Annotated in this window: 22 protein-coding genes and 3 pseudogenes; 3 read left to right on the top strand and 22 right to left on the bottom strand. The window is 71.1% G+C overall.

Annotated elements, in window-relative coordinates:
* Window positions 1–89 precede the first annotated feature (89 nt).
* The gene (locus K7854_RS26715; protein ID WP_226029093.1) at window positions 90–1712 is read left to right on the top strand and encodes an amidase; all 1623 of its coding nucleotides are present in this window, start codon (window positions 90–92) and stop codon (window positions 1710–1712) included.
* A gap of 233 nt (window positions 1713–1945) precedes the next feature.
* Here the strand turns inward: K7854_RS26715 and K7854_RS26720 are convergent, their stop codons facing one another.
* The 20 genes and pseudogenes from K7854_RS26720 to K7854_RS26815 all read right to left on the bottom strand — a co-directional run bounded on the left by K7854_RS26720 (window position 1946) and on the right by K7854_RS26815 (window position 22075).
* A complete protein-coding gene (locus tag K7854_RS26720; protein WP_226029094.1) occupies window positions 1946–2353 on the bottom strand; it encodes a DUF6278 family protein in 408 nt (135 codons plus the stop codon).
* Between the two features lie 63 nt (window positions 2354–2416).
* Window positions 2417–3196 (bottom strand): exodeoxyribonuclease III, encoded by a 780-nt coding sequence (locus tag K7854_RS26725; protein WP_226029095.1) that lies wholly within the window; start codon window positions 3194–3196, stop codon window positions 2417–2419.
* A gap of 53 nt (window positions 3197–3249) precedes the next feature.
* Window positions 3250–3885, bottom strand: coding sequence for an MBL fold metallo-hydrolase (locus K7854_RS26730; protein WP_226029096.1), 636 nt, complete (start codon window positions 3883–3885; stop codon window positions 3250–3252).
* 44 nt (window positions 3886–3929) lie between these two features.
* Complete coding sequence (pcaDC, locus tag K7854_RS26735) at window positions 3930–5273, bottom strand: bifunctional 3-oxoadipate enol-lactonase/4-carboxymuconolactone decarboxylase PcaDC (protein WP_226029097.1); 1344 nt, start codon at window positions 5271–5273, stop codon at window positions 3930–3932.
* A 454-nt stretch (window positions 5274–5727) separates the two neighbouring features.
* Window positions 5728–6057, bottom strand: a pseudogene (locus K7854_RS26740) (transposase family protein); the annotation flags it as partial.
* Between the two features lie 925 nt (window positions 6058–6982).
* Complete coding sequence (locus tag K7854_RS26745) at window positions 6983–7750, bottom strand: maleate cis-trans isomerase family protein (protein ID WP_308112566.1); 768 nt, start codon at window positions 7748–7750, stop codon at window positions 6983–6985.
* Between the two features lie 114 nt (window positions 7751–7864).
* Entirely contained in the window at window positions 7865–8668 is an 804-nt protein-coding gene (locus K7854_RS26750; RefSeq protein WP_226029098.1) for a GntR family transcriptional regulator, read from the bottom strand.
* Complete coding sequence (locus K7854_RS26755; protein ID WP_226029099.1) at window positions 8668–8973, bottom strand: hypothetical protein; 306 nt, start codon at window positions 8971–8973, stop codon at window positions 8668–8670. Before K7854_RS26755 ends, K7854_RS26750 begins: the two co-directional genes overlap by 1 nt.
* Window positions 8970–9860, bottom strand: a complete 891-nt coding sequence (locus tag K7854_RS26760; protein WP_226029100.1) for a nitrilase-related carbon-nitrogen hydrolase — start codon at window positions 9858–9860, stop codon at window positions 8970–8972. The genes K7854_RS26755 and K7854_RS26760 overlap by 4 nt, the downstream gene beginning before the upstream one ends.
* A complete protein-coding gene (locus K7854_RS26765; protein WP_226029101.1) occupies window positions 9853–10971 on the bottom strand; it encodes a DODA-type extradiol aromatic ring-opening family dioxygenase in 1119 nt (372 codons plus the stop codon). Before K7854_RS26765 ends, K7854_RS26760 begins: the two co-directional genes overlap by 8 nt.
* Window positions 10972–11100: 129 nt before the next feature.
* A complete protein-coding gene (locus K7854_RS26770) occupies window positions 11101–12108 on the bottom strand; it encodes a 2,5-dihydroxypyridine 5,6-dioxygenase NicX family protein (RefSeq protein WP_226029102.1) in 1008 nt (335 codons plus the stop codon).
* 80 nt (window positions 12109–12188) lie between these two features.
* Window positions 12189–12959: an SDR family oxidoreductase gene (locus K7854_RS26775; RefSeq protein WP_226029103.1), complete on the bottom strand. Its 771-nt coding sequence runs from the start codon at window positions 12957–12959 to the stop codon at window positions 12189–12191.
* Between the two features lie 57 nt (window positions 12960–13016).
* Window positions 13017–13214: a ferredoxin gene (locus K7854_RS26780; RefSeq protein WP_226029104.1), complete on the bottom strand. Its 198-nt coding sequence runs from the start codon at window positions 13212–13214 to the stop codon at window positions 13017–13019.
* Window positions 13215–13261: 47 nt separating this feature from the next.
* On the bottom strand, window positions 13262–14524 hold the full coding sequence (locus tag K7854_RS26785; protein ID WP_226029105.1) for an NADH-ubiquinone oxidoreductase-F iron-sulfur binding region domain-containing protein: 1263 nt from the start codon (window positions 14522–14524) through the stop codon (window positions 13262–13264).
* Window positions 14521–15198, bottom strand: coding sequence for an isochorismatase family protein (locus K7854_RS26790; RefSeq protein ID WP_226029106.1), 678 nt, complete (start codon window positions 15196–15198; stop codon window positions 14521–14523). The genes K7854_RS26785 and K7854_RS26790 overlap by 4 nt, the downstream gene beginning before the upstream one ends.
* Window positions 15195–16007 (bottom strand): SDR family oxidoreductase, encoded by an 813-nt coding sequence (locus tag K7854_RS26795; protein ID WP_226029107.1) that lies wholly within the window; start codon window positions 16005–16007, stop codon window positions 15195–15197. Before K7854_RS26795 ends, K7854_RS26790 begins: the two co-directional genes overlap by 4 nt.
* Window positions 16004–17407, bottom strand: a complete 1404-nt coding sequence (locus tag K7854_RS26800; RefSeq protein ID WP_226029108.1) for an aromatic ring-hydroxylating oxygenase subunit alpha — start codon at window positions 17405–17407, stop codon at window positions 16004–16006. The genes K7854_RS26795 and K7854_RS26800 overlap by 4 nt, the downstream gene beginning before the upstream one ends.
* 20 nt (window positions 17408–17427) lie before the next feature.
* Complete coding sequence (locus K7854_RS26805; protein ID WP_226029109.1) at window positions 17428–17958, bottom strand: aromatic-ring-hydroxylating dioxygenase subunit beta; 531 nt, start codon at window positions 17956–17958, stop codon at window positions 17428–17430.
* Between the two features lie 521 nt (window positions 17959–18479).
* On the bottom strand, window positions 18480–20420 hold the full coding sequence (locus K7854_RS26810; protein WP_226029110.1) for an oxidoreductase: 1941 nt from the start codon (window positions 20418–20420) through the stop codon (window positions 18480–18482).
* Between the two features lie 86 nt (window positions 20421–20506).
* Complete coding sequence (locus K7854_RS26815) at window positions 20507–22075, bottom strand: purine-cytosine permease family protein (protein WP_226029111.1); 1569 nt, start codon at window positions 22073–22075, stop codon at window positions 20507–20509.
* 443 nt (window positions 22076–22518) lie between these two features.
* Between K7854_RS26815 and K7854_RS37930 the strand changes: the two are divergent.
* A pseudogene (locus K7854_RS37930) lies at window positions 22519–22683 on the top strand (IS701 family transposase); the annotation flags it as partial.
* A gap of 58 nt (window positions 22684–22741) precedes the next feature.
* Here K7854_RS37930 and K7854_RS37935 read toward each other — a convergent pair.
* Both K7854_RS37935 and K7854_RS26825 read right to left on the bottom strand, forming a co-directional pair.
* Window positions 22742–22855, bottom strand: a pseudogene (locus K7854_RS37935) (hypothetical protein); the annotation flags it as partial.
* A 167-nt stretch (window positions 22856–23022) separates the two neighbouring features.
* Complete coding sequence (locus K7854_RS26825; RefSeq protein WP_226029113.1) at window positions 23023–23682, bottom strand: TetR/AcrR family transcriptional regulator; 660 nt, start codon at window positions 23680–23682, stop codon at window positions 23023–23025.
* Between the two features lie 186 nt (window positions 23683–23868).
* Here K7854_RS26825 and K7854_RS26830 point away from each other — a divergent pair, with 186 nt between their 5' ends.
* Window positions 23869–25416: a bifunctional 3-(3-hydroxy-phenyl)propionate/3-hydroxycinnamic acid hydroxylase gene (locus K7854_RS26830; protein WP_226029114.1), complete on the top strand. Its 1548-nt coding sequence runs from the start codon at window positions 23869–23871 to the stop codon at window positions 25414–25416.
* Window position 25417 lies beyond the last annotated feature (1 nt).

Raw genomic sequence — 25417 nt, forward strand, 5'->3', positions numbered from 1 at the left:
ACACCGCCCCCGTGCCCTGCCACCCGCGCCAACTGCCGCGGTCGAGGACCTACTTGTGCCGGACGGGCCGGTGTAGTGGGCTGTCCGCCATGAAGAAGAGAAGCTTGGCGGCCCTGACCGCACTCCTGGTCGTGGTCCCCCTCGTCGCGGCGGCGCCCGGTCACCGGGCCGCGGCCGCTGATTCCGGACCCGGCGACACGGCGCGATCCGCCGAGTCGACGCTGGTCGGCGGAGTCGACCTCGACACGGTGACCATCCCCGAACTGCAGGCCCGCATGAACCGCGGCTCGCTGTCCTCGCTCAGGCTGACCCGCGCCTACCTGCGGCGGATCAAGGCCGTCGACCCGAAGATCAACGCGGTGCTGCGCACCAGCCCCACGGCCCTGCGCCAGGCCGCCGCCAGCGATCTGCGGCACCGCCTCGGCAAGACCCGCGGCCCGCTGGACGGCATCCCCGTCCTGCTCAAGGACAATGTGAACACCCGCGACATGCCGACCACCGCCGGGTCGCTGGCCCTCGCCGGGAGCCCGCCGGACGCCGACGCCGTCCTGGTCGCCAGGCTGCGGGCGGCCGGCGCGGTGATCCTCGGCAAGACCAATCTGTCCGAGTGGGCCAACTTCCGCGCGGCCAAGCCGACGTCGGGGTGGTCGGCGGTGGGCGGGCAGACCAACAACCCCTACGTCCTGGACCGCAATCCCTGCGGTTCGTCCTCCGGTTCGGCCGCGGCGCTCGCCGCGTCGCTGGCCCAGGTGGCGATCGGGACCGAGACGGACGGCTCCATCGTGTGCCCGGCCGGGATGAACGGCGTGGTCGGCCTCAAGCCCAGCCTCGGAGTGGTCAGCCAGTCGGGCGTCGTACCGATCTCCGCGGAGCAGGACACCGCAGGGCCCATGGCCCGCAACGTGATCGACGCCGCGCTCACCCTCTCCGTGCTCGGCGGCCGCGACACCCTGCGCGCCGGCGACGCACCGGGCCTCACGGACGCGGGCCTTACGGACGCGACCGCCCGCCCCGGCGCCCTGCGCGGCAAACGGATCGGCCTGTGGCGGCTGCCGTCGCTCGGCGCCGAGGTGGACGCGCTCATGACCCGTACGGCCGAGCGGCTGACCGCGGCGGGGGCCGAGGTCGTCGAGGTGAGCATGCCGTACCAGGAGCGGCTGGCCGAACTGGAGTTCCCGGCGCTGCTGAGCGAGTTCCACCGGGACATCGACGCCTACCTCCCCACCCGGGGCGGGCCGCAGGACCTGGCCGAGCTGATCGAGTTCAACCGCACGCACCCGCGGGAGCAGACCTGCTTCGCCGGCCAGGAGCTGTTCGAGCAGGCGCTGGCCGCACCGCCCACCACCGATCCGGAGTACCGGGCGATGCGCGCGGAGTTGACGGACCTGTCCCGGCGGTCCATCGACGAGGTCATGGCCGCGCACGGCCTGGACGCCATCGCCTCCCCGGCGAACCCGCCCGCCTGGACCACCGACTGTGCGCGCGGCGACAACGACGTGATCCCGTCCTCCACCCCCGCCGCCGTCGCCGGGTACCCCTCGCTGTCCGTGCCGGCCGGCTTCGTCGGTGAGCTGCCGGTCGGACTGCTCCTCATGGCCGGCGACCGCCAGGACGCCGAACTGCTGTCCCTGGGTGCGGCGGTGGAGCACCGGCTGGACGCCTGGCGGGCGCCCCGGTATCTGCCCTCGGCCCCCTCCGGCACCGCACGCTGAGCCGACCGGCGAGCGTCATGTCGTCGAGCAGCGCCTCGACGAGGTCGCTCGCCGGTGTGCAGCTGACCTTCTCCTCGCCCGCGAGCAGTGATCTCCGGCTGCACCCTGCGTAGGTCCCCCGTGCGTTCGTGTCCCTCCGACCACTGCAACGTATCCAGACAAACATCAACAATGCCGCCGACACGCACCTTTCGGGCATTACCCCTATTTAAGCCGGAAGCAGGGCCAGGACTTCACGCTTCGGCGACCTCGCCGTACAGCTGCGAGAGTTCGGGCACGCCGTCCTCCGCCCACGCGTGGCCGTTCGCCACCACGTCGAACTCGCGGCCGGAGGCGAGCCGGACGACCGGCTGCCCGTCGGACCGGATGGTCCAGGCGGCACCGGGCACGGTGCGCACGATCACGGTGCCGAGGTACAGACCGGCGTCGTTACCGAGCCAGGTCAGGATCTCCTCGTCGCCGCGCCAGCGCGGCAGCATCTGGTCGAGCTGCTCCAGGGAGAGGGCGGAGTCGTCGAGCCCGACCCCCTCCCGCAGCGCCTGCGAGCGCAGCAGATCGCAGTCGGCGAGCAGCTCGCCGATGCCCTCGGCGTCGTGCGCCCGGGGATCTTCGCGCCGCTTGCCCAGGAAGGGGAAGTTCATACCTCCAGACTGACATTCGTACCGCCAGGTGCACCACAGGGCGCGCGGAGGCTGTGCGCGTGACTAGAGGTCCAGGTCGACCACGACCGGCGCGTGGTCGGAGGCGCCCTTGCCCTTGCGCTCCTCGCGGTCGACGTAGGAGTCGGTGACCGCCTTGGCGAAGGACTCGTTGCCGTACACCAGGTCGATGCGCATGCCGCGGTTCTTGGGGAAGCAGAGCTGGCGGTAGTCCCAGTACGTGAAGGGGTGGTCGTACTTGAGCGGGCGCGGGACCACGTCGGACAGGCCGGCCCCGCGCAGCGAGGCGAGGGCGGCGCGCTCGGCCGGGGTGACGTGGGTGGCGCCCTCGAAGGCCGACCGGTCGTAGACGTCGTCGTCCGTCGGCGCGACGTTGTAGTCACCCATCACCGCGAAGGGGCGGCTGCCCGCGGCGTCGCCCTCGACGGCGGCGCGCAGGGCCTCGAACCACTGGAGCTTGTAGGCGTAGTGGGGGTGGTCCACCTCGCGCCCGTTGGGCACGTACACCGACCAGACGCGGGCCGGTCCGCAGGTGGCGGAGATCGCGCGGGGCTCCTGGACGCCCTCGTAGCCCGGGTCGCCGGGCAGGCCCTTGACCACGTCTTCAAGGCCCACGCGGGAGAGCACCGCCACCCCGTTCCACCGGCCGGTGGCGTGGACCGCCGCCTCGTAGCCCGCCGCGCGCAGCTCGTCGAAGGGGAACTGCGCCTCGGCGACCTTGGCCTCCTGGAGGCACAGCACGTCGGTGCCGCTGCTCTCCAGCCAGGCCAGCAGCCTCGGCAGGCGGGCGGTGATCGAGTTCACGTTCCAGGTCGCGATGCGCATGTCCCACAACCTACCGGGCGGGACTGACAACCGGTCCCGCCCGGGGCGGCGCCTCAGAGCCGCGCCGAGTCCCCGGGGGTCAGCCGCAGGTGCTCGGAGCCGCCCAGCTCGCCGATCTGCCGGTCGTAGATCGGGCGGGCGAGGTCGGTGAGCAGCGCGTCGTGGACGTCGTAGGCCCGCCGCGGCCTGACCTCGCGGACGTACTCGATCACCTCGGCGATCTTGTTCCACGGGGCCATGACCGGCAGCAGCAGCGTCTCGACCGGCTGGCCGGGGACGGTCAGGGCGTCACCGGGGTGGAAGACCTTGCCGCCGTCGACGAGGAAGCCGACGTTGGTGACGCGCGGGATGTCCGGGTGGATCACCGCGTGCAGCTCCCCGTGGACCTGTACGTCGAAGCCGGCCGCGGTGAAGGTGTCGCCGTGGCCGACGGTGTGGACGCGTCCCGGGAACGCCGCCGAGATCTTCTCGGCGACCGACCTCAGTGTCCAGATCGCCGCGGCCGGGTTGTCCTCCATCGCGGCGCGCAGCCGCAGCTCGTCGAAGTGGTCCGGGTGCTCGTGGGTGACGAGGATCGCGTCCGCGCCGAGGGCGGCGTCCTCCTCGCTGAATCCGCCGGGGTCCAGGACGAGGGTCTGCCCGTCCTTCTCGAGGCGGACGCAGGCGTGCGACTTCTTGGTGAGCTTCATGCCCTCCATCCTGCCGCCGAAGCCCCGCTCCCGGCCCGCGGGGCTCACTCGGGCGGCGTCGTCTCCTCTCGGATGACCTGCTGGGCCACCCGGAAGGCGCCGCTGGCGGCCGGCACGCCGCAGTAGACGGCCGCCTGGAGCAGTACTTCCTTGATCTCGCCCGGGGTGAGGCCGTTGCGCAGGGCGGCCCGGAGGTGGGGCGCCAGCTCCTCCAGGTGGCCCCCGGCGACGAGGGCGGTGAGGGTGACGCAGCTGCGCGAGCGCCGGTCGAGGCCCGGCCGGTCCCAGATCTCCCCCCACGCGTACCGGGTGAGGAACTCCTGGAAGTCCCCCGAGAACTCGTCCGCCTGCGCGAGCGCCTGGTCGACGTGCCCGTCGCCGAGGACCTCGCGGCGCACCTTGAGCCCCGCGTCGTACGGATCGGGCCGCCCCGGTGCCTGCGGCGGCACGGCGGGCGGCGGGGCGATCTCGGCGATGGGCGCGCTCTGCGGCGGCTGGGCGGGCCCCGGCTGGACCGGCACGGCGGCGGGTCCGGCGGCCGGGACCGGGTGTGCGGCGGGGTGGACCGGCACGGGGACCTGCCCGGTGGAGGTGGCATCCGGGACGGCCTGCCAGGCGGTGGTGAAGTGCCGCACCAGCAGGTCGGTGACGGCCGCGGGCTGCTCGACCGGGACCAGATGGGAGGCGCCCGGCACGACCGCGAGGCGCGCGTCGGGAATGCCGGCGACCAGGGTGCGGGCCTCGGCGGGCCCGGTGACCTGGTCGTCGGAGCCGACGAGGACCAGGGTGGGGACGCCGACCCGGCCGAGTTCACCGCGCACGTCGAACGCGGCGAGGGCCTCGCAGGCGGAGATGTAGCAGCCGGGGTCGGTGGTCCGCACCATCTGCACGGCCCACTCGGTGATCGCGGGCTGGGCGGCCGCGTACCCGCCGGTGAACCAGCGCTCCGGGGAGCTGCGGGCGATGGGGTCGAGCCCGTTGGTGCGCACGATCACGCCGCGCTGGCGGAACTCGTCGGCGGTGCCGAACCGGGGCGAGGCGGCGATCAGCGCCAGGGAGGCGAGGCGCTCGGGATGGCGCAGCGCCAGCTCGATGCCGACGGCGCCGCCGAACGCGCAGCCGGCGTACCCGAAGCGCTGCACGCCGAGTCCGTCGAGGGTGGCCAGCAGACGCGTGGTGAGTTCGGCGACGGACCCCGCCGGGTGGGCCGGGGCGCCGCCGTGCCCGGGCAGGTCGAAGCGGAAGACCCGCCACTGCTGAGCCAGCTCGGGCACCTGCCGGTCCCACATGTGCCATGTGGTGCCGAGGGACGGCCCCAGGATCAGGACTGGTAGGTGTTCCGGCCCGTCAAAGCGGTACTGCAGCGTCTCGGTCTTGCCTTCGGTCACGGGTCCACACCTTCATCTGTCACGATCTTTCACACACCCCCCGCGAGACCTCCCCAAGCCTCCGCCGCTGGAAGCAGGCCCGCCACGTCCGGCTTCACGTACCACTTCTTCGTCGTTCACGTCGGTGTGCCCGGCCCACCCGGCGAGCAGGTGATCCGTCACCCCGTTGTTGGCGAAGTACGCGAGGCAAGACGCCCGAGCATCGTACAGACGGCCCCTGCGAAGGCCGTTTGCGTCCATTGTTGTGCGGGCCCGCGTTCGAAGCCGCCGACCGTTCAGCGTGCCGCGTCCAGGTCGATGTCCGACCACCGCAGGCCGCAGACCTCCGCCGGACGGAACCCCATCACGGACAGCAGCAGCGGCGCGAACAGGCGGTCACTCTTCATCGCAGCGGCGAAGACAGCCACCTCCGAGGCGTTCCATGGCTGGACAACCTTCTTAGTGAGCGTTTTCGGCGTCGCCTCTCCAGGGTGAGGACAGCTTTGGCGATGACGGTCACGCGGCTGAGGTGCGGGATCTGCGGAAGATCTGCCAGGACTTCAGCCGTACCATGCCGCGCTCGACCGGTGCCCGGGCTGCCGTCAGGGCCCGGTTGACGGTGCGCCGGGTGAGGGTGAGCTCGCCGCCCCGGTGGCCGTTTGAGTCCGGTTGTGACCCAGGGGCCGGCGTCCGTGTAGGCACGGTCGGCGACGACGGGGACACCCTGGCATTCGTAGATCCGGATGATCGGGTGGGTACGGGCCGCGGTGAGATCATGAGTGCGGCCCGGCAGGGCGCGCGAGAGCGAAGATCGAGAACGTCAGGAAGGGGCAAGGTCGTCTTCGTGAGCCCCTGCGGGCGAGTGAAGAAGTCGTATGCGGGGCTACCAGACCGCATCTGTTTTCCCCATGCGGAGCTACGGCCCACAGGTCAGCACAGAAGAAAAGGACGGAACCCTGTCCCGAGCGGTCGGGGTCGTGTAACTCGTCCAGTTGCCCGTCCGGGTCCACGTCGGCGGTCAGGCTGGTGTTGCCGGTGTCGGAGCACACCACCGCCGGTGCGTGATCACCGGGCGCGGGCCCGGAACAGAGGACGAGCGTCGTGGCGACCGCGGCCAGAGCAGCCCTTGCCGAGGACGAGCCGCCTTCGCCCACGTGTGCACGGTCGTCTGAGCCGGGCGGCAAACACGCTTCTGACACTGCCCTGTTGTGGACTCACAGGTTCCGCCATGGCGGGATTCTAGTGTCCTGTGCCAGAAGTTGATCGTCGGTGAGCGTTTTCAGCGCTGCCTCTCCAGGGTGAGGACGGCCTCGGCGACCGACGTCATGCGGTTGCGATTGGGCTCGGGAAGGGACGCCGGGGGCGATCGCGGTGCCGGTTGACGTGACGACTTTGGTGACGGTGCCGATGAACCAGGTCGCCCACGGGCGCATCAGATCGCCATCGGCGTCGACCGGCGGCGGAGACTGAAACGTGATCGGCCTCCCACACGTGGTTGCGCGAGGAGGCCGCCCGTTTGCCGAAGACTTCGTGGGCCGCGGGAGCGTTGCCGCGCCAGTGCGCCAGCGGCGCGCAGTACTCCCTGGTGATCTCGGACCGGTCACCGTGCGTTTCCCGGTGCGCAGCGTGGCATGGGGCGGCCACGAGGCCTCGGCCGGCCACTGACTCACTGTCCGGTCCGACACCCCGGCCGGGTCCGGCCCCGGCACGACGGCAGGCGGAACCGCGCTTCAGGCGATCTCGCCGGACAGCAGTGCGCCCGCGCCCGGGACGACCGGCTCCAAGTCGAGGGAGCGCAGGATGCTCCACACGGTGGCGGCGGAGGCCGAGACCACCGGGATGTCGAAAGCTTCCTGCACGGTCTGCAGCGCGGGCAGGGACGGCATCTGCACACACGCGCTCAGCACCAGCGCGTCGACGCCCTTGGTGTCGACCTTCTGCGCCAGCTCGGTCAGCCGCGCCGGGTCGAGGCGGCCGACGTCGAGGTTGTCCGGCACCTCGAGGCTCAGCGCGTCGTGCACCTGCAGTCCCTCGGCCTCCAGGTAGTCGCAGACCATCCCGGTCAGCGGCTTCATGTAGGGGGCGATCACGGAGATCCTCTTCGCCCCGAGGTGCTCCAGCGCCTCGGACAGCGCGCCGGCCGAGGAGAGCACCGGCGGCACCTTGCGGTCCCCGACCGACCCGGCGACCGCGGCCGACAGGCGCTGCTGGCTGGTGCGGTGGTAGCCCTTGCCCTGCGCCATGATCGCGACCAGGCAGGCGTACGCCATGACGTCCACGTCGGCGTCGCCGAGCTCCACGGCGCACCGGTCGGATGCGGCGTCCATCGCGGACAGCTGGTCGGGGTTGACCTGCTGCATGCGCATGCGGGCGGAGTGGAAGGTGAACCGCTCGGGCCGGACCGTCTCACGGGCCTGGAGCATCGCTGGGATCTCGGTCTCCATCGTGGTGTTGGAGCTGGGGACGATCATGCCGACGCGGTAGGCGGGCGTACTCATGGCGGAAGTGCCTTTCGAAGGTGGGGCCGAGGGCCGCGCGGGCAGGCCACAGGGACCAGCGGCGTGCGGGCCGACGGCTGAGGGTGGGGGTCGCGGGGGCGGTGGAGCCCGGGGTCAGGTGGCGGAGTGGTGTTCCAGGTTGGAGGTGACGGTGTGCGGCATGGGCACCGCGCCCGGTCGCTGCCATGTCAGCCGTACGGGACGGGACACGCTGCCGTCGGCCGCATGCTCCAGCTCCACACCGAGGCCTCGGGCGGCGATGAGCAGCGAGTCGAAGCGGTAGTCGGGGTCTATGTCCAGCGCCATGCCCAACGCCGCGTCGATCAGGTGCAGTTCCAGCAGCTGCCGGGCGCGCTCGCCGTCGCCGTCGCGCACCGCCTCCAGGAACTGCCGGTCGATCCGGGTGAAGTCGTCCGGCACGGTGGGCCGGGACATGTGCAGCCGCTGATGGCGCACGATGCGGGAGTGCTGCTGCGTCGTCATGTCGGCGAGCAGCGGCGGATAGCGGTGCAGCAGGATCGTGTGGAAGCGCAGGTGTGCCTTCTGGAAGTCCTTGGTGCGGGCCGAGACGCGCTCCATCTCCTCCAGCGCCTCGCCCATCACCTCGACGTCCTTCTCGGTGATCTCGCCCACCAGTGCGGCCACCAGCGGCGGTTCGACCAGCAGCCGGACCGCGTAGGACTGCTCGGCCTGCTCGTGGTGGGCAGGGCTGACGGTCATGCCCCGGTTGGCCTCCGCCACGACCAGCCCGTCGGCCTCCAGTCGGTGCAGGGCTTCCCGGAGCGGGGTGCGGCTGACGGACAGTTCGTCGGCGAGCGTCTGCTGCGACAGCCTTATCCCGGGCGGGTAGACCCCGTCGAGAATGCGCTCGCGCAGCTCTCCGTAGATCTCCTCGACCGTCCGCCCAGATCTGGGCATCAGCGTTCCCTTCCCCCGTTCGGTCCTTGCTCGTCGTCCGTCATATTCTCGTCCTGCTCGGTGCCGTGCCCGTCCACGCCGAGCTGCATGGCGAACAGCTCGCTGAACTTCTCCGGCCGCTGGGCCGCGACGATCTCCAGCTGCATCGCGTCCAGCAGGATGCGATAGCCCCGCTTGGGCACCGTGATCTCCAGGCGTTCGCCCTGCGGGGTCCACACCTTGCGCAGCTGGACACCGGTGAACTCGTTGCCGATGCCGATCCAGTCGCCGTGCCGGACGATGCCGTCGTCCTGAGGGATGCTCATACCGCTGCCTCCGTTCCGGTCGGCCCCGCCACCAGGCGCTGCGGGGAGCTGGTGTAGGCGTCGGGGCGGGACTGCTCCAGCACCGGGAGCGCGGTACGCGCCCGGGTCACCGCGTCCAGGTCCAGTTCGAGGACGCGGTGGGCGAACTGTGCCTCGCCCAGGTCCGCGAGAACCTCGCCCCACGGGGCGACGGCCAGCGCGTGGCCGTACGTTTCGAAGGCGTCCTCGCCCGGGTGTTCGCCGTGGACCGTGGCGGAGGCGACGACATGGGCGCCGTTCTCGATCGCGCGGGCCCGCAGCAGGACCTCCCAGTGTGCGCGGCCCGTGGTGCGGGTGAACGCGGCCGGGACGAGGATCACCTCGGCACCGGCGCGCGCCAGCGAGCGGTACAGCTCGGGGAAACGCACGTCGTAACAGATGGTGAGGCCCACCGTGACGCTGTTCACCTCCACGAGCAGTGGTTCCGCTCCGGCGCGTTCGACACCGGAGGCCTCGAAGGACACTCCGCCGACCTGGGCGTCGAACAGGTGGATCTTGTCGTAGGCGCCGAGCAGCTCTCCGTTCCGGTCGATGACGAGCGCGGAGTTGGTGATGCGGTCGGACCTGCGGTGCTTCATGCCACCGAGGACGACAACCGTACCGGCTTCCCGGGCCGCTCGCCGCAGCTCGGTGATCTCCGGAGAGTCGGCGCTGAAGGCCCGCTCCCGCATCTCGGCGTTGCTGCCGAGCATCAGCCCGTTCTCGGGCAGCAGCACCAGCTCCGCCCCGTCCGCGGCGCACCCGCGGACGGCGGCGAGCGCGTGCTGCAGGTTGGCTGCCGGCTCGCGGGTGGCATGCCACTGGGTCAGCCCGATCCGCAGGGTGCGCCCCGCACGCTTCTCACTCATCGTTCGCGCCCTCCGCCCGCTCGGGCAGCAGCATGTTGACGACGGACCAGCCACCGCCGGACGCCTCCATCGGCTCGTACGCGTACACCTCGCCGCGCACGCCCGGGCCGACCATGCCCAGCATGATGAGCCAGTTCGGGAACTCGTACTGGCCGTGGTCGAGCAGCGCGTACGGCTCCAGGTTGGCGATGTCGGTGCCGCGGCCGGCCTGCAGCATCTGCAGCAGGTACGTGTCGAACTCGATGTCCGCCTTGCCGAACTTGCCCGGGTCCAGCCAGTGCGACAGACCGCCGGTGGCGAGCACGCCGACCTTGAGGTCGCGGGAGGCGACGACGTCCCGCAGCACCTCGCCGAACACCTTCGCACCGAACGGCGAGAACGAGCGGCCGGGCTGGGTGATGATCGGCACCACCGGCAGGTCGGGGCGGGGCAGCAGCAGCTTCAGCGGGACGATCTGCCCGTGGTCCAGCGGGAACTCGGCGGACTCTTCCACCTCGAGCCCTTCCGCGCGGACCGCGTTCACCAGGGCTTCGGCGAACCGCGGCGAGCCGGTCAGCTCGATGTCCAGGTCGGAGCGTTTGAAGAACTCCATGGAACCGGAGTACGAGGTGCCGGTGCCGATGACGTATGCGCCGGTGCGGAACGACTGGAAGTGGCAGTCGGCGGTGACGATCAGCACGTCCGGGTCGGCTTCCGCGATGTCCTTGGCCAGCCGCTCGTAGCCGGCGAGCAGCCGCTGCACCTGGTCCTCGGGGTCGATCTCCGGGCGGGCCAGCAGGTCCGGCACGTGCGAGGCTCCACCGGCGAAGACCAGGTTGGCCGGCACGTCCGGGTCGGGCAGCGGGGTCGTGGTGTCGACGTGGAAGGCGCCCTTGCTGGTGGAGTCGGCCAGGTCGTCGGCGAACCAGCGGCTGACCAGGATGGTGATGCCGTCGGGCAGCCCGGCCGAGCGCAGCCGGTCCCGGTCGCCCCCCGCGATGACGGCGGACCACTCGGCGTCCAGGCCCAGCCTGCCGGGGCCGACGGCTTCGGGGTCGGCACGGAATTCGGCGAGCAGGTCCTGGTCCCGGGCGAGGGTCAGGATCGCCTGCTCCAGTGTGGTGCGGTCCAAGGTGTGCTCCTGAGGAATGGGAGGCGGGTGGCGGCAGGGGGAGGTGAGGGTGGCCGGGGCGGGGTGCACGGTCCCGCCCCGGCCGGGGGGCCGGACCGGCCGGCCTGCGGCGCGGTGGTCCGGCGGGGGTCAGAGCAGACGACCGTCTTCGACCACGGCCTCGCCGTCGATGCGGACGGTGCAGCCGCGCATCGGGATGTCGAGGTGCGCCGGGGTCTCACGGTCGGCGAACCGGTTCGGGCCGGTGGACCACATGAAGTTGCCGGCGGTGGACCGCAGTTCCTGCCCGTACAGGCTGCGCGGGTCGTACACGTCGAACGCCGACCAGCGGGCCTGCGGAAGGAGGCCCCAGCCCATGTGGGAGACGGCGTAGACGTCCTCGTCGCCCCAGGCCTCGAAGTAGTCGCGCAGCAGGTGCGCGTCGGCGCCGGGGCCCTCGACCTTGGTGATGAAGCCCTTCTCGATGGAGATCTTCACCTCGTCACGGACGTAGCGCTGCCACGGGATCAGCGCGTCGCCGGGCTGGAGCACGATGACGCCCTCGGCGGTGCGGTCGTGCGGGAAGCAGGCGACGAAGCCGCTCGGCCAGTGGTCCCAGCGGTGCTCCTCGTCGACGTAGCCCCACTGGTGGGTGATGGGCAGATCGCCGCCGGAGATGTCGGCGGTGACGTCGGTGCCGGCGGCGCTGGTCACGTGCAGGGTGGAACCGGCGTTCAGCTTGCGGCCGCCCGCCTCGACCTTGTCACGCAGGGCGGAGTCGCCCATGAGGCGCTCCAGCACGTCGGCAGGCTCGGCGACGAACAGCATCCGCTTGCCGTTGCCGGTGATCCTGGTGCGCACGTCGGAGTGGATGAGTCCGCCGACGGTGACGTCGACGACCATGTCGCACTCGGCGGCGGCCGCGAGCAGCGCCGGCACCTCTCGGCCGTCCGGCTGGTACGGGGGGAGCATCGGGTTGGACAGGCTGGAGGCGGTCAGCACCAGGGCAGAGGCGCCCAGGTCGCGGGCGGCGGCGACGGCGGCCTCGACGTACTCGTTCTTCTGGCCGAGTTCGGCGATGACGCCTACCTGCTGGCCGGCGGCCACCTTGCACAGGCGGAGCTGTTCGACGAAGAGTTCACGCAGCGTACGGGGCATGGTGAGGTTCCCAATTCTGTGTGGAGGTTACGGCGGACACGGGGCCGTCCGCACTGGCTGGCTTGTGGGGTGGCCCGGCGCTACGGCAGGGAGCGGACGGCGCCGCCGTCCACGGCCAGGGAGGCTCCGGTGGTGAAGGAGGAACGCGGCGAGGCCAGGAAGGTGACCGAGGAGGCGATCTCCTCGGCGCTGCCCCAGCGGCCCAGCGGGATGTCCTTGACGATCTTCTGGACCTCCTCGTCCTCGCTGGTGCCGTTGCCCGCGGACTTGGCGGCCACGATGTTGCGCATCCGGTCGGTACCGGTGGCCCCCGGCATCACCTGGACGACCCGGACACCGGCCGGGGCGACCTCAGAGGCGAGTTGCTTGGCCATGGCCGCGACGGCGGAGCGGAACGCGGAGGACAGCACGCCACCGGGCGCCGGCTGGCGCACCCACGTCGAGGTCAGGAAGACGATGGTGCCGCTGCCCTGCTCGACCATCTGCTGGGCACCGGCCCGGGCCAGCTGCACCGCCGGACGCAGCAGCAGGTCGTAGGCGGCGCTCCAGTCGTCGTCGGTGGTGTCGAGGAACGGGCCGAGCTTGGGACCGGCGGTGTTGACCACCAGGGCGTCGAGCCGGCCGTGTTCCGCCACTATGTCGGGCACGAAACGCCCGGTGGCCTCGGCGTCGGCCAGGTCGAGCTTGACTGGCAGGATCCGGCCGGGCGTGGCGTCGCCGACGGACGGGGCAGTACGGGAAGCGGCGACGGCGGTCGCCCCCTCGGCGGCGAACTGGCGGGCGACGGCGGCGCCGATGCCGCGGCTGGCGGCGGTGACGGCGACGACATGGCCGTTGAGGCCGAGATCCATGGGTCCTCCTGCGCGATGCGGGTGGTGCGGGTGGTGCGACTGCGGGGCCGGGGCGGGTCAGGCGTCGATCAGGGTGATGGCCTTCTCGGGGCAGTCCGCGGCAGCGACCTTGGCGGCCCCGATCTCGGCCTCGGCAACGGTGCCGTCGCCGACGACGGAGCCGTATCCCCACTCGTCGAGCTGGAAGACGGACGGGCAGTGGTCGGCGCAGGTTCCGTAGGCGTTGCACTTGGTGGCGTCGACTGCGGCTTTCATGTTGCACTCCTCTATTCGTCGCGGTGGGTGTGGTCGGAAGGGGGGCGTCAGGCGCCGGCCGGGAACGCCTCGGGGTACTGGGCGACCGCCGAGCGGGCGAGGGTGGCCGCGCCGTTCAGGAAGGCGCAGGCGCCGCGCCCGGGGAGGGTGTCGCCCCAGCGGACGAGCTTGTCGCGGTCGTCGGCGCTGCCCGCGCCGTCGGCGATCCGGGCGAAGGTGTCCCGGATGGCCTTGGTGCCGTTGACGCACACTCCGCACTGACCGGCACTCTCGCGGGCGTACCAGGCGGCGAGGTCGGCGGCGACCCGCACCGGGGTGTCGTCGGCGCCCAGCGCGGTGATCGCGCCGCAGCCGAGGCCGCTGCCGAGGGTGCGCAGGGCGTCGTAGCAGCAGGGGGTGTCCTGGGCGCGTTCGCGGCGCAGCACGCCGCCGAACCAGCCGCCCACCAGGAACCCGTGGCTCTCCTCGGCCAGTCCACCGCCGACCTCGTCGAACAGCTGGCGGATCGTGCGGCCCAGCGGCACCTCGTAGACGCCGGGGGCGCCACAGGCGCCGGAGAGCGTGACCAGGGCGGTGCCGGGCGAGGCAGCGGTTCCCTGGGCGCGGAACGCGTCGGCGCCGTTACGGGCGAGCCACGCGGCGTGCGCGAGGGTCTCCACGTTGGAGACGAGGGTGGGGCGTCCGTCGACGCCGCTCTCGTGCGGGCGCGGCGGCTTCGCCGTGGGCAGCGCCGGGCCGCCGTTGACGGAGCGGCACAGGGCGCTCTCCTCACCGGCCACATAGGTGGGATCCACGACGTGGATCTCCACTTCACGGGCGCGGTCGTCACCGGCGGCGGCCAGCTCGTCGAGTGCGCCCCGGACGGCAGCGACCGTCTCGGGGTGCGAGAGGTAGACGACGGCCCGCCCCGCGCGCACCGTGCGGGCGGCGAGCAGCAGCCCGTCGAGCACCAGGTGAGGGCGGTGGGTGAGCAGCCAGCGGTCCTTGCCGGAGGCGGGTTCGCCCTCCTCACCGTTGGCGACCACCACGCGGGGGCCCTCGCCTGCCACGACGCCGCGCCACTTGATGTGCGCGGGGAACGCCGCACCGCCCCGGCCGGTGAGGCCGGAACGCTCCAACTCGTCGAGGAACTCACCGCCTTCGGTGCCCGGCTCGTACGTGCCGAGCGCACGCTCGGCGGCCAGGTGGAGGCGGGCCTCCTCGCTGCCTGCGACGACCAGGCGGGGCGCGATCGCGGGGTGGACCGCGGCACGCCGGGCGGAGTCGGCGCCCTCGGCGTGCGGCCCGGCGAGAACGGATGCAGGGGTCACGGTGCGACACCTCCGGTGGGCGGTACGGGTGGTGCGTCGGGCAGCAGGCCCAGCGCTTCCTCGAGTCCGACGACATCGCCGTACTTGGCGTCGATGTCGAACAGGCTGGCTTCGTGCGGTCCGGCGGCGCGGTCGCCCACGCAGTCGCTGACGACGAACGCCGGATAGCCGGCCGCGCAAGCGTCCACCGCGGTGGCACGGACGCAGCCCGAGGTGGTGGCGCCCGTGATGATCACGCTGTCGGCGCCGAAGGTGGCGAGCAGCGTGGTCAGGCCGGTGTTCGCGAACGCGGAGGCGGCGCGCTTGACGACGACCGGCTCGTTCTCGGTACGGCCGAGGCGGGCGTCGACCTCCACCCACGGGGTGCCGTCGAGCAGCACCTTCATGGCGGGCATCTTGCGCAGCCAGACCGCGCCCTCGATGCCGTCGGCGGCGAAGGCGATGGTGGTGAAAACCACCGGGGTGCCGACTGCGCGGGCAGCGTCCAGGAGGGTGCGGTTGGCGGCGACGACGGTGTCCAGAGCGCTGCCGGGCGGGCAGTCGGGGTCGGTGAACCCGTTGATCAGGTCGACGACCAGGACGACCGGGCTGCTGCCGGGGGCCAGGCGGCCGCCGAGCCCGCGCTGCGCGTACAGCGCGCGCACGGCGGCCTCGCCCGGAGCGGTGGCGCTCACAGCTCTTCGCCTCCCGGCGGGCCACCGAAGCCACGCGTGAGCAGGCCCGAGTCGGCGATCAGCACCGTGCCGGTGACGGCGGCCGTGTCGGCGGCCGAGGCGAGGGTGACGTAGAGCCCGGCCAGCTCGTCCCCCGTGGGGATGCGGCGTAGCGGCAGCGCCTGCTCGGTGCCCGGCAGCACCGCGTCCCTGGGCTCCTGGCCGAGGGTGCCCAGGCCGGTCATCACGGTGGGCAGGACGCCCGGCGACACCGCGTTGACCCGCACCTGAGGGGCCAGCTCGTGAGCGAGCTGCTTGACCACGCCGAGCAGCGCGTGCTTCGAGGAGGTGTAGAGCACCCCGCCGCCGCCCGGTGCGTGGGCCGCGTACGAGCCGGTCAGCACCGCCCGGCCGCGGGTGGCGGTCAGGTCGTCGAGCACCGCCCGCAGCGTGACCAGTACGGAGCCGACGTTGATCCGCCAACATTCCAGCAGGGCGTCGCCCAGCTGATCGCCGGGCAGGTCGGTGAACCGTACGTTGTGGTCGTAGACGCCGACGCAGGACGTGTACACGCCGACCTGGCCGAAGTGGCGATGTGCGGCGGCCACCGTCTCCTTCGCCGTCTCCCAGTCGGAGGCGTCACCAGGGACCGTGACCAGCTCCGCCGGGAAGTCGAGCGAGGCGGCCAGCTCGTCGAGCGGGCCGGGCCGCAGATCGGTGGCGACCACCCGGGCGCCCTCGGCGAGGTAGCGGCGCACCACGGCCGAGCCGAGTCCGCCGGCCGCGCCGGTGACCAGGGCGATCTCCCCTTGGAGGCGTCCGCCGCTCATGCCCGGTGTTCCTTGTCCGCGGCGGCGTCCTCGGGGAAGACCAGGGAAGGCCACTGCCCGGGGGCGGAGCGCATCATCTCGGCGTAGAAGCCGTACATGTTGCGCTGCACGCCCTCCTCGTAGCGGGTCCACTGGACGCGGCCCGGACCGGGCCACTCCTTGACCGGCTTGGAGATGCCGACGCCTGGCTTGCCCATCTCGTAGTTGAGCTGGAAGTCGAGCAGCTCGGCGGCGGTGGAGGCGCCGTTGCGGCTGACCGTGATCCACGGTTCGGTGTCGTCGACCTCGAAGGCGCCGCCCATGGAGAACGTGCCGAGACCGGCACGGTAGGCACGGTCCTTCTGCTCGGGGGTGAGATTCTTGTAGCCGGCGAACCAGTTCCACACCTCGACCTGCCCCGGGCCGTGCGGCTGCCAGGTGCGCAGGGTGAGGATGCCGACCGGCGGGTGGTTGGAGCCGTCCTCGGTCATCGGCAGGGCGAGCATCGAGAAGTTCGGGAACACGTTGCCGACGAACACCCGGGACCGGCGGGCGACCTCGAGTTGGTCGGCGCTGATGTTGGTTGTGTTGAAGGACTGGGCCAGCTCGTCGGGGAAGCCGAAGTAGTTCGGGCCGGGTTCGTTGGCGTCCTGCGCCATGGAGAACGACAGGGAGTGTCCGGGTGAGGCCTGGATGTGATAGCCCATCATGTTCTCGTGGAAGGGCACCGGGAAGGCGCCGATCTCCCACACCGAACGGTGCAGCGTGCCCAGGTGGTAGTCGTCGCCGGAGAAGTTCTCCGCGCCGGACTTCCAGTTGGCGTCGATGACGAATCGCTGCGGCGGGCCGAGTACCTCCACGCCGTGCTCGTTGAGCCCGAAGACGAGGTCCAGGTACCAGGCCATGCCGCCCAGGTACTCCTTGAGCGGCGGGGCGCTCTGGTCGAGCGTGCCGAAGACCAGGCCCTGGTACGAGGCGACCTTGGCGGCGGAGGCGAGGCCGTTGTTCTCCTTGGACATGCCGCCGAAGGCGTTGCGCCACAGCGGCGCGCCCACCAGGTTGCCCTTGGTGTTGTAGGTCCAGCCATGGTAGGGACAGCGGAAGTGCGAGGTGTTGCCGGAGTCCGACCGGCAGACCTGCACACCGCGGTGCCGGCAGGCGTCGAACAGGACGTTGATCTCGCCCTCGTCGTCGCGGACGACGATGAAGTTGTCCTCGCCGATCTTGCGCAGGACGTAGTCGCCCTTGGCGGGGATCTCGGATTCGTGGGCGAGGAAGACCCAGCAGCGTCCGAAGACGTTCCGCAGTTCCTGGCGGTACAGATCCGGGTCACCGAAGATCGAGGCGGGGATGACCCCCTTCTCGGCCCCTTCGGTGACCGCGTCCAGCAGTTTCGCGCTGGAGTCGGTGTGGCTCGTCATGGTGCGCTCCTCGGCGGGGCTCAGAAGAAGATCGCCAGGTTGTGCGTGCGAATCACGGTCAGGTCGAGCAGGACATCGCGGCGCAGCAGCATCAGCCGCCCGTCCTCACGGCGCAGTTCGTCGTGCCGTTCGGCGGACAGCAGTTGCGGGAGGCTCTGGTCCTGCCGGGTCCGGTGCAGCAGCAGATTGCTCTTGACGGCGACGATGTCCGGGTCGCCGGACTGGCGGACCCGCACGTTGGTGACGAAGTGCCGAATGCGGGAGGGCGGGTCCTCGGCCCAGGCATAGGGTGTTTCGTTGCGAGTGACCCGGCTGTCGAGGGAGCCGTAGGTCTCCAGCAGATGAAAGGTGTCGGGCGAGAACCCACGTCCCCGGGCCCGCTCCACGGTCTGCCTCAGCGGCACGGCGTAGGTGACGTCACGGCTGACCATCGTTTCCAGCCATTCGCGCTCACGCAGGTCGTCCAGCAGTTCGGCCTCGGTGTGGATCCAGTCCAGGACTTCCGCGTACAGGGCGGTGTCCGCTGCGACCCGAGGGAGGGTCGAGTCCATCCGTCACGCTCCTCTGGGTGAAGTGAATACACTTTTGCATGCAGTGTCGGGCGATCTCAAGAGTGTCTCCGGGAAAACTTTTTCGATCAGGTTCCGCACTGGTTCACCGTGCGGCCATGGCCCGGCCGTGACCGGAAGGGCGACTCCTGCTGTACCGGGTGACAGCCGCACGCCCGCAGTCGATGACGTACGTCGCGGCGTCCAGGACGAGTGCGGTGGAGATCCCGGCCCGCGGCGCGGTGCCGGGAAGGCCCGCTCTCGTACCCAGCAGCGCCAGTTCGAGCGCGCCCCACGTGTCCGTGCCGGTGCGGCGGCGGGTGCGGTACGGGTGTCTGCCGCCGCCGTCGCGCAGGACGGCCCGACGACCGCCGGGGCGGTACCGAGTACGGTCAGCAGGGGTCGCCGGGCGACCCCGTGGGCGGCGTTGGCCGGAGGACCACGATCGCACAGGCTGCACCTGATCATCCGTCTTGCTGAGGGTGTGCGGGCAGTGGGTCATCACCTGGGGAATCACTCGTGCTTCAGATCCGGCGGGCCGTGAAGAACGCCGTGTGCAGGGCGTCGTAGACCCGCCCGGGCCTCGCCGCGGAGCCCACGACCGACACCGGTACCCCGGCCGCGCGCACGGCGTCCGCCAGGCCCGTGCCGGCAGGCTCCCGGCCCAGCGCGAGCACGGCGGCATCGGCCACGAGCAGCTTCTCGGCACCGCTCGCCGCCCGCACCCGAACCCCGTCCTCGGCTGCGCAGACCGCCTCCCAGCCGGTGTGCACCCCGACGCCGGCCTGCGCCAGCCGGCCGGGCAGCATCAGGGCGTCGTACTTGACCTCGTTGCCGCGCAGCAGCCGCTCACCGCTCTCCACGAGAGTGACGGAGGTCCCCGGCAGCTCGGCCAGGCGCAGCGCTGTCTCGCAGCCCTGGAAGCCGCCGCCGACCACCACGACATGGTGTCCGGACAACTCCTCGCGGCGGGCGGTCACTTCACCTGGCAGCAGCACCAGGGCGCCGTCCGCGATCTCCCCGGCGAACCTCCGCTGCGGGGCGCCGGTGGCGATGACCACCTCGTCGAAACCACTGGTCAGCGCGGTGGCGTCGGCGGCCTCGGCACGCACCTCGATGCCACGGCGGGTGACCTCGTGCGCCAGGTGGACGCGGAGCGCCGCCAGGTCCTGTTTCACGGTGGAGCCCACCGCGTGGTTCAGTGCGCCGCCCAGCTCACCGGGCTCGAACACGGTGACCGCGTGCCCCCGGTCGTGCAGCACGGCCGCCGCCCGCAGTCCGGCCGGGCCACCGCCCGCCACCGCGACCCGCTTGGCTGCCGGTGCACGCTCCACCGGGTAGCGGCCCTCCTCGGCCACCTCCGGGTTGACCGTGCAGCCCACGCTGCGCTTGGCGTCGATGCCGCGGTCCAGACAGCCGTCGTTGCACCGGATGCATGGAACGATCTCCAGCCGGCGGCCCGACAGTGCCTTGTTCGTCCAGTCCGGGTCGGCCAGCATGGCGCGGCCGAGCGACACGAAGTCGGCGCTGCCCGAGTCCAGGATCTCCCCCGCGATCTCCGGGGTGACCAGGGAACCGGAGGCGATCACCGGGACCGGCACGGCCGCCTTGATCTTCTCCCAGCCCCAGCGGTGCGGCTGACGGGGCATGAACCAGGAGCTGACCTCCCACTCCATCCGGGCGTGATGGCCGCCGGAGGCGTGGATGACGTCCACCCCGCGCTCTGCCAGCAGTTGGGCCAGCCGCACCGACTCCTCGATGCTGATGCCGTCGGGCTCGTAGTCCGTGACCGACATCCGCACGCTCAGCGGGAAGTCACGCGGCACCCGGGCACGGACGGCGTCGATGATCTCCAGCAGGATCCGGGCCCGGTTCTCGAAGGAACCGCCGTAGGCGTCGGTGCGGTCGTTGGTGTGCGGGGACAGGAAGTTGGTGATCATGTAGCCGTGGCCGGCGTGGATCTCCACCAGGTCGAAGCGGGCCTGGTACGCCCTTTGCGCCGCCTCGCCGAAGCTCTGCACCACGCCGGCGATCTCATCGAGGGTGAGTGGCTCGGGCCGGACCCCGAAGGGCGCCTCGATGACATTCCAGGAGGAGGACGAGGCGGATTTCATCGGGCGGGTGCCCAGGAACTTCTGGCGCCCGCAATGCACGAGCTGGAGTCCGATCGCGGCCCCGGTGGAGCGGACCTCGTCGGCGAGCCAGCCCAGGCCCGCGACGTGGTTCTGGTTTGCGGCGCCGGGCTGGCCGTGGATGGACTTGCTGGCGTCGTCGTCGACGTAGGTGTACTCGACCATGACCAGGCCGGTGCCACCCTCGCCGAGCCGGCGGTAGTGGTTGACGGTGCGCTGGGTCACGGTGCCGTCGGGGTTGCAGGTGCCGGTGGTGTTCGAGGACTTGACGACACGGTTGCGCAGCGTCAGCGGACCGATGCTGCCGGGGCGGGACAGACTGGCGAAAGCCAAGGTGCTTCCTCCTGTGAGAGTGGGTGGAGTTTCACGAGGCTCCGAGCGTTCTCCCGTGTTCAGGGCGATGTGGACCTGGGTGCGGGTCAGCGGCGCCCGGGAACGAGGGACGCCGTCGCGCATTCGTCGCAGACCGGCGCGTTGCCCGCGGCGGCCTCACGGTCCATCTCCACGACGACGTACGACTTGGCGCAGCGGTGGCACTCGGCCCGGACGGCCTCAGGGTCCGCCACCTCGTCCCGCGGGTCCGGGTGGCTGCGCTCGGTGGCACGGCGCGCGAGGATCACGGCTCCGTACAGCACGGCGCTGACCAGGAGGGTGACGAGTTGGGCGGTGCCGGCGAGCGCCGCGGGCACGCCGGGCGCCTCGACCAGGCAGATGCCGAGGGCCGAGGAGAACACCCAGACGCCCAGCCCCCAGGTGACCCGGGGCAGCCTCAGGGCCCGGAACTCGGGTCCGTGCGCGCGGTCCTCGGGCACCAGGGCGTAGTGGGTGAGCAGGACCGCCACCCAACTCACGACGAAGACGCCCTGCCACGTCAGCGCGTCCTGCAGATAGCTGAAGACGTCGGTGAGCATCAGGAGGAACGCCACGGCCGAGGTACCGACCACCAGCAGCATGCGGTTGATGCGGATGCCCGCGAGGTTGGTGGCCAGTCGCCCCCAGTTCGCGGACGCCTGGTAGTAGTTGAGGCTGTTGATCCGGGCCTGGGAGGCGACGATCAAGATCAGTCCCGCGATGCCCAGCGTGCTGAGGATGGCCTGCACCACACCGGTCTCGGCGGCCGGCTGGTCGGGCATCGCGGCACGGACGAGGAAGATGCCGACGGTGCCGTTGACGGCATACAGGCAGACGTAGAAGACCCAGCCGAAGGTGACGTTGCGGTGGAAGCCCTCGTCCTCCTTCTTCGCCATCCGCGCGAAGTCCACGTTCATCAGCATGTTCAGGTAGCAGCCCATGTACAGCACCGAGGCGAGCAGCCAGCCGGGCAGCGCCCGCGCCTCCTGCGGGACCACGCCGGAGAACGACGTCCAGTCGGAGGCGGCCGGGAAACGGACGGCGGCGACGATCACCGCGGCGACGATGCCGACCACATAGAGCGGCAGCAGGACGGCGTTGAGCTTCGCCATCCAGGTCTGCACGCCCCCGAGCATCAGCGGCAGCATGGCCACCACGACGATCGCGTACCAGATCCGGATGTCCCACGAGGGCGTGTAGTGCTGGAAGGCCACGGCGAGAGTGCTGGACTCGAACACGGCGTAGTACGTGGTCGTGGCGGCGATGAGCAGCGCGGTGAGCGAGCCGCCGAGCACCCCGAACATACGGCGCGACAGCAGGGTGCTGTTCAGGCCGCTGCGCAGGCTCCAGCGGGTGAACGGGTACGCCATGAGGGAGAACGTCACCACCGAGACCCCGATGGCGATCAGGGCGTCGGTGGTGCCGTAGAGGCTGGCCGCGAGTGCGCCGTAGAACAGCCAGACCATCGCGCTCAGCAGCGACCAGTACGACATGGCCAGCTGCCAGCGTCCGACTCGCGCGGTCAGCGGGACCACGTGGTTGCTGTAGTCGTCGGCGCGCTGCTCGGCGACCACGGCCGGGTCGTCGACGACTCTGGTGCGCAGAGGGGATGGGGGTACTTCCTGGGTCAGCGACATGGTCGCTCCAAGGGTGGTGGGTGAGGAAGCCGCGAGGAGTGCACACTGAAGTGCATGCGAAAATGAATACACTTCTGGGGCCAGGGCGTGTCAACCCTTCGTCCGGAAGAGTTTGCCTGCCGGCGACAAGGCGGTTCTCGGCCTGAACCCGAGATCTCTCCAACCCTGCTGCGGGAGTCTGGGCGTCGATGCCGGCGGGCTCCCGCCAAGACCTACGTCAGCCAGGGCGGACCCGCAGGCCGCGCGCATCCGCCACAAGGAGCCGCGGCATCGGTTCGCTGTTCGCCATGGGCCGCGACCGCCGCGGCAGGAGGAGGCTGGCGCGAACGCGAGTGACGGACAAGGCCCGGACCGACCGCGGGGAGCAGACCGCATGAGCGCATCCGGCTTCGAGCCGCCACAGCCCCGTCCGGCCCGAAACCACCAAGCCCGGGCGGGCGACCGTCGGCTGGGCGTACTTCCGAGTCCGCTCCGACCGCGCCATCCGCCGCCACCAGACCCTGGTCACCTGCGCCATCTGCTTCTGCTCGGATCCATGGTTCGCCCCACTCGAACCCCTGGACGCCACCGCGCCCGACCCGCACCCCGACGAGGGGCCAGAGGGGGGAGGCCGCGCATGAAGTTGACGACGGCTCCCTTGGCGGCATTGAAGGCCGAGAACATCCGGTCGTCACCGAGTCCCTTGGCCGCGGCGATGTCCACGATGCTGCCGCGGCTGCGCTTGAGGTAGGACAGGGTGGCCTGGGCACCGAGGAAGGTGCTGTCCGCGTTGGTGGCCATGAGGTGGTGCCAGTCGTCGCTCGTGACCTCCTCGAAGGCCCGGGGGCCTCACTCGTTGCCTTCCGGACCATCACCCGATCGGTGACCAACTCGAAGAAGCTCACCGAGGGCCGACCTCCCGCTGTGCCGGCACCTGCGCCCCCGAAGCCGGGCCGGGCGGTGCGCCGTCAGGAGAGCAGGCGCGCGGCGATGGACTCACCGAGGGTCGCCACCGCGTCGGTGAGCAGGCCCATCGCCTCAGCCATCGAGCGGGAAGGGTCGGCCTGCCAGGCAACGAAGGCCCCGTCGAAGCCCGCGATGGCGAAGTGGTCCAGCCTGTCGGCCACAGTCCGCGCGACCTCAGGGCCGTAGTCGGCGAACGAGGCCGCGATCATGTGGTTCATGTGCGCGCGGCCGTCCCGCCGCACCCGTTCGATGATGCGGTTCACCTCCGCGGCCTCCGCCGCATCCGCCACCTCGGCGTTCATCACCAGGATCAGGTGCAGCCGCAGGAAATCCGGGTGGGCGAGGAAGACGTCACCGGTGCGCTGGAGGTACCAGAGCAGCCGCTCCCGTGCACCGCCCTCGCGCGGAGGGTGCGCTTGCGCCCGCGCCATGTGCTGAAAGAAGGCATAGGCACCGTGCTCCATGACAGCGGAGAGCAGCCCGGCCTTGGAACGGAAGTGGTGGTAGACCGCACTCCTGGGGAGCCCCGACTCACGACTGAGGTCCGACAGCGTGGTCGCCGCGAACCCCCGTTCCGCCATCAGACGCGACGCGGTCTCCAGGATCTCCTCACGGGAGCGTCGCCCCCTGCGGTTGCCGGTGTTGTCGCCTCTGGTCTCCACGTGCTGCAGCATACCCACGCTCACCAGGCCGGATCTTAGGCGGTCGACGGCGATACGGGTGGGAATTCTGCTGTGCGGAATCCGTGATGCCCACCCTTGACCGGCCTTTTCGGCGGTGTGAAAGTCCCGGCTATTGGACTGAACGACCGGTCCAAAACTTTGAGGACGACCGGCAAGGAGGCCGCCGTGCCCCAGGATTTCGACGCGGACGTCGCCGTCATCGGCTACGGCCCCACAGGCGTCGTCGGTGCTCTCACCCTCGCTCAGCAGGGTGCGCGAGTGATCGCCTTCGAACGGGACAAAGAGATCTATCCCCGGGCACGGGCGGTCACGGTCAACGACTGGACCGTGCGCATCTTCCAGAACCTGGGGATCGGCGAACGCATCGAGAAGGTGATCGACGCGCAGCGCGCACTGCGCTGGGTCACGTACGACGGGCACGAGGTGATGCGCATCGAGCATCCGCCGTCGGCACTCGGGGCGAAAGCACGCTTCTACAACATTTACCAGCCGTCCCTGGAAACCGAGTTGCGGGCCTGCGCACAGGACCGAGGGGACCTGGTGTCGGTGCGCTACGGCGCAGAGGTGACGGAGATCGAGCAGGACGACTCCGGGGTCACGGTCACCACCACCGACACGGCCACCGGCGAGGTCCGCCGGCACCGGACCCGGTACGCGATCGCCGCGGACGGCGGCAGCAGCAGGACCCGGCAGCGGCTGGGCATCCAGCTGCTCGGTGACACCAACGAGCTCACCTGGGTGGTCATCGACTGCCGGGTCAAGCGCTGGTGGCCCGACCGTGACCTCCTCACCTTCTGGACGGACAAAGAACGCCCGGTCGTCGACATCGCGCTGTCGGCCGGCAACCACCGTTGGGAGATCCCGCTCAAGCCGCACGAGACCGAGGCCGACTTCCCCACCGCGACCGAGGTGTGGCCGCTGCTCAAGGCACTGGGGGTGAGCGAGGACGACGTCGAGATCCACCAGCACGCCTTCTACCGGCACCACGTGCGGATGGCGGACACCTGGCGCTCCGGCCGGGTCTTCCTCGCCGGCGACGCCGCGCATCTGATGCCGCCCTGGGCGGGCGCCGGGATGCAGACCGGGATGCGCGACGCGCACAACCTGGGCTGGAAGCTCGGCCGGGTGCTCGCCGGGCGGCTGCCCGAGCCCTGGCTGGACACCTACGAGGCCGAGCGCCGTCCGAACGCCGCCTTCTACACCGGGCTCGCGGTGCAGCTCGGCCGGGTGATCAAGCAGGAGATCTCCGACGAGGAGCGAGCCGCCCTGTCCGCCCCGCCGCCCGAAGGACTCGTCACCCCCTTCGAGCCGCCGCTGATCGCGCCGCCGATGCTGGAAGCCGGCTGGCTGCGCGGCCCGCTCGGCGACGCCAGCATCGTCGGCCGGATGGTGCCGCAACCAGTGGTCGGCGACACCATCGGCCGGATGGCACGGCTGGACGAACTGCTCGGCGACACCTTCGTGCTGCTGGGCGACGATGTCGATCCCTCGACGCTGCTGACCGAGGAAGAGCATCGGCGGTGGGACGCCCTCGGCACCCGCTACCTCGCGGTCCGCCCGCAGAACTCCTACACCCAGGGCCCCGACGAACTCGTCGACCTGGACGGTGTGCTCGGCCGCTGGCTGCGCCGGTACGGGGTGCGCGCGGTGGCACTGCGCCCCGATCGCTTCGTGGCCGCCGCCGACACCAGCGGGCTCGCCGCCCCCGCCTGAC

Origin of the sequence: Streptomyces hyderabadensis (genome assembly GCF_020404845.1) — a bacterium.
In the GTDB taxonomy this organism is placed as follows: domain Bacteria; phylum Actinomycetota; class Actinomycetes; order Streptomycetales; family Streptomycetaceae; genus Streptomyces; species Streptomyces hyderabadensis.